Raw genomic sequence first — 8,682 nt, 5'->3', positions numbered from 1 at the left:
CCCCCCCGCGCACCCCCGCGGGGCGCCCGCGGGGGGGTCTTCGGCTGTTCTGTTATCGGTGTCCGTCAGGGCACGGACACCAGGCCCAGGGTGGGGAGGAAGGTGCACGAACGCGGGTCCGCGCCTTCCTTCTGGGTGGTGATGCCACCCGAGACGACCGCTACGACCTGGCCGGCGCCGGTGTCGGCGATGGCGGTCAACGTTGCGGGACCGTCCGGGTTGATACGTGCCTCGTTGGTGAGCGGCTGGGTGCCGCTGCGGCCGTTGGAGACATTGATCCAGCTCAGGGTCAGGTCCTGTTCGCCAGCGGTAGGCGCGGTGCCGAGCGCGGTGAAGACGAATCCGACCTGACCGGCGGCCGGGCCCGGAGGCGGCAACTGAGCAGGACCGGCCACTGCGAGCGCGCTGCCCACGGAGTCCTGTCCGTCACCGATGCAATCCTGGCCGAGCGTGGGGTACAGGAACTGCGAGATCACAACCGTGCCCGGTGCCGGAATGTCGGGGCCACCGCCGCCGCTGCCGTCCAGGAAGGTGATGACGCGCTGAAGGGTGCCCTTCAGGGACTCCGGAAGCTCGGAATTCGCGAGCAGTTCCTTCGCCTGTGCGAGCAGGTCGTTGCTGCCGTCCGCGACGTCGGCAACATCCGACGGCCCTGCCGCAGCTCCGACGATGGCGGGAGCGAGCGATGCGAGTGCTTCCACCTGCTCGGGGTTTGCCTGGATTTCGGGGATCAGACGTGTCAACGACTCGATGGACAGGTCGGCCGGGACCTCGAACTGCGGGAGTTCGACGAACTGGGTCAGGTCGGGCAGCGCCGGGGGCGCCGGTTGCGCGAAGGCGTGCGACGGCACCGCCAGTCCCGCAGTGGCGGCAAGTGCGCACGCTGTGAGCGCACGCCGCATTCCTCGAGTACGAAGCACTGTTCCCCATCCTTGTCGTTGAAGCACCTGGTAGGCCTGGAAGACCAGCCGGTACTGACGGCTCGAGGCGACACTCTATGGAGTCCCCTCCCGCAGGACAACCCACCGTGCCGAACCCGGGTTGGCGGTTGCCTTCGGGGGAGTGTAGCCACAGTTTGTTCCGAATGGCGGTACCCGGTAGACGGTAACGTGTTTCCTTTGTGACTGTTGTGAGTAGAGATGAGATTGTTACCAGAGTGAATCAGGGTTTCGGAGGGCTGGGTGTTCGCCGGTAGTCTCTAGAGCCGAAGGTCCGGACATCCGGGCCAGGGAACGACGGGAGGCTGCACCGCGGTGCCACGACGAGTTCCTTCGTATCCGGTGCGGTGGTGCGCGGCACTGCTGGTGGTGTCCGTCGCGGCACGACTCGCCTGGACGTTGTTCACGCCCAACGGGATGAACCTCGTCGACCTGCATGTGTATGTGGACGGCTCCGCCGCTCTCCTCGACGGCGACCTCTACAACTTCACCTACAGTCGCTACACCCCGGACTTCCCGCTGCCCTTCACGTATCCGCCGTTCGCAGCGCTGGTATTCCTCCCGCTGCACGTAGTGCCGTTCGCGGTGCTCGGCGTGGCGTGGCAACTGCTCACGGTCGCGGCCCTGTTCTTCGTTGTGCGTATCGCTTTCGAACTTGTGATCGGGCCCGAAGCGCGCACGCGGCGGTGGACCGGGGTCGCCCTCGCGTGGACGGCCGTCGGCATCTGGACCGAACCGCTGCGCACCACCCTCGACTACGGGCAGATCAACGTCTTCCTGGTCCTCGGCGTCATGGTCGCGGTGCGCAGTTCCCGGTGGTGGCTTTCCGGCGGCCTCGTAGGAATTCTCGCCGGAATCAAGCTGACGCCCGCCATCACGGGCCTCTACTTCCTTGCACGGCGTCGATGGCGGGAAGCCGTGTTCTCTGCCGTCGCGTTCGCGGTGACCGTCCTGGTCAGCGTGCTCACGCTCGGCGAGCAAGGACTGACCTACTTCACCACCCTGTTCGGCGACGCCGACCGGATCGGTCCGGTCGGATCGGTGTGGAACCAGTCGCTCCGCGGCGCGCTGAGCCGCATCGTGGGGGAGGACGTCGAGACCGGACCGCTGTGGCTCGTCGCTGTCGTCGTGTGCGCCGCACTCGCGTTCGCCGCGTGGCGTTCGCTCGGAAAGGACGATCTGCTCGGGACCCTGCTCGTGGTGCAACTCCTCGGTCTGCTGGTTTCGCCGATCTCGTGGGCCCATCACTGGGTGTGGGTCGTTCCGATGCTGATCTGGCTCCTGTACGGCCCGCTGGCCGTGCTCACCGGCACTCGTATCCTCGCCGCGTTCTGGGCCGTCGTGACGCTCGTCGGCGTGCCGTGGGTGCTCAGCAGTGCGCAGGACTCGATCTGGACGGTGGGGCGGCCCGCGCCCCTGGCGTGGCTGGGCACGGTCTACGTCGCCGGTGCGGTCCTCGTCTACGTCTGGATGATCGTGGGCGCGCGGAAGTTGCGGGCCTCGGAGACTGAGCACGCCGCGACGGTTACCGTCGCAGAAGAAGCCTCCGACGCCGCGACCCCTACAGACCGACCGTCTGAGCCAACTGATCGATCCGGCGCGCCATCTCCGCGTCCGATTCGGTGATCCCCCCCGAGGAGTGCGTGCACAGCGAATAGGTCACCTTCCGCCATCGGATGTCGATGTCGGGATGGTGGTCCGCCTCTTCGGCGGCCTCCGCGACCTTGTCGACCAGCGCGATCGCCTCGGGGAACGTCGGAGCCTCGATCGTTCGGATCAGGGACGCACCTGCTCGTCGCCAGTGCGGGAGTTCGGACAGTGCCGCGTCGATCTCGCCGTCCGTCAGTAACTGGGCCATGAACCATTCTGGGACGATGCACGGCATGACCGCAACGACACCGCCGACGGGACACGTCGTCGCCGGGGCTGTAGTCCGTGACGGGCGCGTACTCCTCGCTCAGCGGACCCGGCCGCCCGAACTCGCCGGCCAGTGGGAATTGCCCGGAGGGAAGGTCGAACCGGGGGAGAGTGCCGAGGAGGCGCTTCGCCGCGAACTGCGCGAAGAACTGGGTGTCGAGGTCCGCGGCGGAGAACGTTTCGGCGCCGAAGTTCACCTTCGCGGCGGTCTGGTGATGTGTGCGTACCGGGTGCACCTGCTCGACGGAGAACCCCGCGCGCTCGATCACGCCGCGGTGCGCTGGGTCGATGCCGGTGAACTCGACGACGTGGACCTCGTGGCAGCGGACCGGGTGTGGCTGCCGGACCTGCGGGCGCTGCTCGCCGGCTGAGTTCAGGCGGCGCGCGCCTTCTCCAGGTGCTTGCGGAGTTCTTTCTTGCTCAGGTCGTCGTTCGCGACCTTCTTCATGCGCATGATGACCACGGGGCACTTCACGCAGCGGGTCTTCTTGCGGCAGCACTTCTTCTTCGGCTTCAGGCCGGCGACCTTGCTCGGCTTGATCTTCTTGCCCATGAATCGTCCCGCCCTCGTCGCAGCATCCGGGTGTCAGGTTAGCGTGCCCTTACGGGAACGCAAGAGGCGGTTGTAGAAGCTCCTGGGAGGGCTGTAACGCTCGCATAACGGCGTCCTCGCGTGGTGAATCTCACGTTCCGGCGTCGTGACCTGGCATTACGAGGAGGGGTCGGAGCAGGCGCCCCCGAAAGAGCGGTAGGATGTTCGTGGCCGCAGTGCCTGCTCGGGCCGTCTCAGGCCGGGTGTGGGCGTATCGCAATCGCGTAGCGGCTTCGAACAATATGCGCCGTACGGGCGAGGTGCCGACCGGGTCCAGTGCCGTGTGGCCGCGGACAACAGCCAGGAGAGCCATCGCGTGAGCACCGCTGATTTTCGGAACGTCGCCATCGTGGCGCACGTCGACCATGGAAAGACCACCCTCGTCGACGCCATGCTGCGCCAGTCGGGCGCGTTCGCCGAACGTGCGGAACTCGTGGACCGGGTCATGGACTCCGGTGACCTCGAGCGTGAGAAGGGCATCACCATTCTCGCGAAGAACACCGCGGTGCACCGTCACCACCCCGACGGCAGCGTGACTGTCATCAACGTCATCGACACCCCCGGCCACGCCGACTTCGGTGGAGAGGTCGAGCGCGGCCTGTCCATGGTCGACGGCGTCGTGCTGCTCGTCGATTCCTCCGAGGGACCGCTGCCGCAGACCCGGTTCGTGCTGCGTAAGGCACTCGCCGCGTCGCTGCCGGTGATCCTCGTGGTCAACAAGACCGACCGTCCCGACGCCCGCATCGCCGAGGTCGTCGAGGAAAGCCAGACCCTGCTGCTCGACCTCGCGTCCGATCTCGACGACGAAGCCGCCCAGGCTGCCGAACTCGCGCTCGGACTTCCGGTGCTCTACGCATCGGGCCGTGAGGGCAAGGCGTCGCGGAAGCAGCCCGAGAACGGCCAAGCGCCCGACGCGGAGAACCTCGACGATCTGTTCGACGTCCTCATGGAGTACGTGCCGGCGCCGAAGGGCGACGTTGCGGCACCGCTGCAGGCACACGTCACCAACCTCGACGCGTCCGCGTTCCTCGGTCGTCTCGCGCTCGTCCGCATCCACAACGGTGAGCTCCGCAAGGGCCAGACCGTGAGCTGGATGCGCGAAGTCGACGGCGAGCCCGTCGTCACCCGCGCGAAGATCACCGAGTTGCTCGCGACCGTCGGTGTGGAGCGGCATCCCGCAGAGTCCGCCATCGCCGGTGACATCGTCGCCGTCGCAGGTTTCCCCGACATCATGATCGGCGACACCCTCGCGGACCTCGAGAACCCCGTGGCACTGCCCCGGATCACCGTCGACCAGCCCGCGATCTCGGTGACGATCGGTACCAACACGTCCCCGCTGGTCGGGCGCGTCAAGGGCCACAAGCTCACCGCACGCATGGTCAAGTCCCGCCTCGACGCGGAACTCGTCGGCAACGTGTCGCTGAAGGTGCTCGACATCGGCCGTCCCGATGCCTGGGAGGTCCAGGGTCGTGGCGAGCTGGCGCTGGCCATCCTCGTGGAGCAGATGCGCCGCGAAGGCTTCGAGCTGACCGTCGGTAAGCCCCAGGTGGTTACCAAGCAGGTCGACGGCAAGCTGCACGAGCCCTTCGAGGAGCTCACCATCGACACCCCCGAGGAGTACCTCGGTGCCATCACGCAGTTGCTCGCCAACCGCAAGGGCAAGATGGTGCAGATGACCAACCACGGTGCGGGCTGGGTGCGGATGGAATTCCTCGTCCCGTCCCGCGGCCTGATCGGTTTCCGCACCGACTTCCTCACGGAAACGCGCGGCACCGGCATCGCCAACGCCGTGTTCCACGGCTACGCCCCGTGGGCCGGCGAGATTCGCGCCCGCCATACCGGCTCGCTCGTCTCCGACCGGACCGGCACCGTCACGCCGTTCGCGATGATCCAGCTGGCCGACCGCGGCACGTTCTTCGTCGAGCCCGGTGCGGACACCTACGAGGGCATGGTCGTGGGCATCAACCCGCGTCAGGAAGACCTCGACATCAACGTCACCCGCGAGAAGAAGCTGACCAACATGCGTCAGTCTTCCGCCGACGTGATGGAGACGCTGGCCAAGCCCATCGAGCTGACCCTCGAGGCTGCTATGGAATTCTGTGCCGGCGACGAGTGCGTCGAGGTCACCCCCGAGATCGTGCGCGTCCGCAAGGTGCACCTCTCGGCGACCGACCGGCAGCGCGCGCGGTCGCGCGAGAAGGCCCGTAACAAGTAGTAAGGATGTGGCGGTCCCGGCGAGCAGTGTGCTGGCCGGGACCGCCACGTACCGTCTGGTCGACGGGAAGGAAGCCGGAGTGTTGCGTACGCGTGTCCGTCGCCGGTGGCGAGCCGGAGTCCCGGCGCTCCTCGCATCGGCGGTCCTGGTGCTGACGGCGTGTACCGCCGATCCGCCGCCGCCCATCGAACAGGCCGAGCCGACGACTCCTCCGGCTCCGACGCGACCCCGCAGCACCGTGGTCGTGGCGATCGACAGGGTCGATACCGGCTTCAATCCGCATCTGCTGTCCGACCAGTCGCCCGTCGCGAACGCTGTCGCGGGCCTGGTACTGCCCAGCGCGTTCCGGGCCGTGCCCGATCCGCAGAATCCGGCGGCGACGCTGTGGGTACCGGACGAGACCGTGCTGATCTCCGCCGAGGTCACCGAGCAGGATCCCTTCACCATCACGTACCAGGTGCGCGACGAGGCGCAGTGGTCCGACAGCGCCCCGATCGCGGCCGAGGACTTCCGGTACCTGTGGCAGCAGATGATCACGCAGCCGGGAGTCGTCGATCCCGCGGGCTATCGGCTCATCGACGACGTGCGTTCGTCGGGCGGAGGCAAGACTGTCACCGTCACGCTGCGCGAGCCGTATCCGGCCTGGCGCGAATTGTTCACCGACCTGCTGCCCGCACATCTCGTCAAGGACACCCCCGGCGGGTTCCTGAGCGGACTGTCCGAAACGATTCCGGTCTCGGGCGGCAGATTCCACGTCGACGCCGTCGACCGTGGCCGCGGCGAGGTGCTCCTCGAACGCAACGATCGGTTCTGGGGCACTCCCGCTGTGCCCGACGAGATCCTGATGCGCCGCGGGGGCACCGACTCCCAGTTCGCCGAGTCTCTGCGCAGCGGTGACGCTCAGGTGGCACAAGCGCGGGGCGGGGCGGCGTTGCTCGCCCAACTCGACGCGGTGCCCGGCGTCCGCACCGGCGTCCAGTTGCAGCCGCGCACGCTCGACTTCACCCTCAACACCCGTGCGGACGAACTTGCCGACCTGCGCGTGCGCCGGGGGATCCTCGGTCTGCTCGACCCGGAGCTACTCGCACTCGTCGGTGCGGGGACTCAGACCAGCGTCGTCCCGGCACGCGCCCAGGTGCTGGCGCCGTCCGATCCCGGATACGCGCCCACGATGCCGCCGCGACCCAGCAGGGAAGAGGCACTCGGTCTGCTCGCGGAAGCGGGCTACATGCCGGTCGCTCCGGAACCCCTGCCCGAGGAACCGCCCGCCGACGTCGACGGTCCGTCTGCGGACCCGACGTCGTCACCCACCGGCGCACCGCCCGCCCCGGAAGCGGACGACACTCTCCTTCTCCGCAACGGCGAACCTCTGAACTTCGTGATCGGAGTGCCGGAAGACGCCGAGACCACCCTCGCGGTCGCGCGCACGGCGGCCGATGTCCTGCGCGACGCCGGTATCGCCGCGACCGTGACGGAGCTACCCCCGGACGAGTTGTACGGCGAGTCGCTGGTCGACGGCAGTGTGCATGCGGTCCTGGGATGGATGCGGGTGGGGGACGATCCCGCCACCGCAGCGCTGTCCCGGTTCGGGTGTCCGCCGGTGCTGCCCGTCGTCGAGGGCGCTGCCCGCGCCACCGATCCGCCGAAGGCAGAGGGCGGGGACTCCACGAACCCCGGTGCCGAAGCCACGGAGGCCGCCCCCACTACCGGCACCTCCGCGTCGACCGGTGGAAGCTCGGACGACGAAGAAGACGAGATACGGGCAATGCTCGATGCGCCGAGCAACCTGTCCGGGGCGTGCGATCCCGAACTCGAGGAGAAGTTGCTCGCTGCGGTGCGCGGCACCGCAGACCCCCGCGAGGTCATCACCGCCGCGCAGCCCGCCCTGTGGGCGCTCGCCGTGAACCTCCCGATCCTGCAGGATCGCACCGTGGTCGCGGCCGGGCCGGAGATCGACAACGTGTCGCTGGCCGGTTCGGTTCCCGCCGGCATCGTCGGAGACGCACATTTGTGGTGGAGGAGTACACCGTGACAACAGATTTCGTTCAGACGCCGAACGTTGCGGATCGTCGGCTGCTGCTGGTTCACGCCCATCCCGACGACGAGTCGCTCACCACGGGCGGCGTGATCGCCCGCTACGCCGCAGAAGGTGCCGAGGTCACCGTCGTGACCTGCACGCTCGGCGAGGAAGGTGAGGTCATCGGGGACCGCTGGGCGCAATTGGCCGCTGATCAGGCCGACCAACTGGGCGGGTACCGCATCCTCGAACTCGGTCGCGCTCTTGCGGCGCTCGGGGTGGACGGCCCGCGTTTTCTCGGCGGTGCAGGCCATTGGCGAGACTCGGGAATGGCCGGGACACCCTCTGCCGAGAACCCGAGGGCGTGGGTGAACGCCGACGCCGACGAGGCGCTGGAGGCACTCGTCGCGGTGATCCGGGAGACCCGCCCACACGTCGTCGTCACGTACGACCCGCGCGGTGGGTACGGGCATCCCGATCACATCGCGGTCCACGACCGCGTCACCGCTGCCGTCGAAGTGTCCGGCACCGAAGACTTTCCGGAGACGGGTGCGCCCTGGACGCCCGCGAAGGTGTACTGGACCGTCACCGAACGCTCGGCATTGGACGCGGGAATCGCCGCTCTGGACCACCTGCCCGAAGGCTGGCGCATGCCGGAAGCGGACGAGCTTCCGAGTGTGCCCGACGACCAGGTGACCACCGTCGTCGATGTCAGCGGTGTGCTCGACGCGAAACGTTCGGCGATGGTCGCCCATGCGACCCAGGTCGTCCTGGCTCCCGGTGGGGGCGCGTTCGCACTGTCGAACATGGTGGCGCAACCGGTGTTCGCCGAGGAGTACTTCGTGCTGGCCCGGGGGGAACGCGGTCGCGTCGACGACACCGGTCGTGAGGATGACCTGTTCGCCAGCATCGGCTAGTGTGACCTGGGTCATAGATGTTGCGGTCCTGGCGCCGCGGTCATAGGTACTGCCGCGCGGGGGCGGCCTCACCGCAGGGGGTTCGA

8 protein-coding genes are annotated in these 8,682 nt (G+C 68.0%); 5 read left to right on the top strand and 3 right to left on the bottom strand.

All coding sequences use genetic code 11. The features are described 5' to 3' along the window. Positions 1 to 65 precede the first annotated feature (65 nt). Positions 66 to 902, bottom strand: coding sequence for a hypothetical protein (locus tag TVH25_RS01790; protein ID WP_169621717.1), 837 nt, complete (start codon positions 900 to 902; stop codon positions 66 to 68). A gap of 351 nt (positions 903 to 1,253) precedes the next feature. Between TVH25_RS01790 and TVH25_RS01785 the strand changes: the two genes are divergently transcribed. Continuing rightward, positions 1,254 to 2,564, top strand: a complete 1,311-nt coding sequence (locus TVH25_RS01785) for a mannosyltransferase (RefSeq protein WP_422423220.1) — start codon at positions 1,254 to 1,256, stop codon at positions 2,562 to 2,564. Here TVH25_RS01785 and TVH25_RS01780 read toward each other — a convergent pair. Continuing rightward, positions 2,500 to 2,796 carry a 4a-hydroxytetrahydrobiopterin dehydratase gene (locus TVH25_RS01780; protein WP_169621619.1) on the bottom strand — a complete coding sequence of 99 codons (297 nt, stop codon included), beginning with the start codon at positions 2,794 to 2,796 and terminating at the stop codon, positions 2,500 to 2,502. The two genes, TVH25_RS01785 and TVH25_RS01780, sit on opposite strands and share 65 nt — an antisense overlap. Positions 2,797 to 2,821: 25 nt before the next feature. On the opposite strand from TVH25_RS01780, the gene TVH25_RS01775 reads away from it, so the two are divergent. Further along, positions 2,822 to 3,226, top strand: coding sequence for a (deoxy)nucleoside triphosphate pyrophosphohydrolase (locus TVH25_RS01775; protein ID WP_169621620.1), 405 nt, complete (start codon positions 2,822 to 2,824; stop codon positions 3,224 to 3,226). Between the two features lie 2 nt (positions 3,227 to 3,228). On the opposite strand, the gene TVH25_RS01770 is transcribed toward TVH25_RS01775, so the two are convergent. Further along, entirely contained in the window at positions 3,229 to 3,408 is a 180-nt protein-coding gene (locus TVH25_RS01770; protein WP_169621621.1) for a hypothetical protein, read from the bottom strand. Positions 3,409 to 3,763: 355 nt separating this feature from the next. On the opposite strand from TVH25_RS01770, the gene typA reads away from it, so the two are divergent. The 3 genes from typA to mshB all read left to right on the top strand — a co-directional run bounded on the left by typA (position 3,764) and on the right by mshB (position 8,596). Continuing rightward, positions 3,764 to 5,662, top strand: a complete 1,899-nt coding sequence (typA, locus tag TVH25_RS01765) for a translational GTPase TypA (protein WP_169652597.1) — start codon at positions 3,764 to 3,766, stop codon at positions 5,660 to 5,662. A gap of 79 nt (positions 5,663 to 5,741) precedes the next feature. Further along, positions 5,742 to 7,694 (top strand): ABC transporter family substrate-binding protein, encoded by a 1,953-nt coding sequence (locus TVH25_RS01760; RefSeq protein ID WP_422423224.1) that lies wholly within the window; start codon positions 5,742 to 5,744, stop codon positions 7,692 to 7,694. After that, positions 7,691 to 8,596, top strand: coding sequence for an N-acetyl-1-D-myo-inositol-2-amino-2-deoxy-alpha-D-glucopyranoside deacetylase (mshB, locus tag TVH25_RS01755; protein ID WP_422423219.1), 906 nt, complete (start codon positions 7,691 to 7,693; stop codon positions 8,594 to 8,596). The genes TVH25_RS01760 and mshB overlap by 4 nt, the downstream gene beginning before the upstream one ends. Positions 8,597 to 8,682: the final 86 nt, after the last annotated feature.

This window comes from Rhodococcus sp. 7Tela_A2 (assembly GCF_049311045.1).
In the GTDB taxonomy this organism is placed as follows: Bacteria; Actinomycetota; Actinomycetes; order Mycobacteriales; family Mycobacteriaceae; genus Rhodococcus.
Note: the sequence above shows the minus strand (reverse complement) of the source record. Positions and strands in the feature narration are given on the sequence as shown.

Coding starts and splice junctions, on each gene's coding strand:
- TVH25_RS01790 (WP_169621717.1), bottom strand. CDS start 902: ATGCGGCGTGCGCTCACAGCGTGCGCACTTGCCGCCACTGCGGGACTG.
- TVH25_RS01780 (WP_169621619.1), bottom strand. CDS start 2,796: ATGGCCCAGTTACTGACGGACGGCGAGATCGACGCGGCACTGTCCGAA.
- TVH25_RS01775 (WP_169621620.1), top strand. CDS start 2,822: ATGACCGCAACGACACCGCCGACGGGACACGTCGTCGCCGGGGCTGTA.
- TVH25_RS01770 (WP_169621621.1), bottom strand. CDS start 3,408: ATGGGCAAGAAGATCAAGCCGAGCAAGGTCGCCGGCCTGAAGCCGAAG.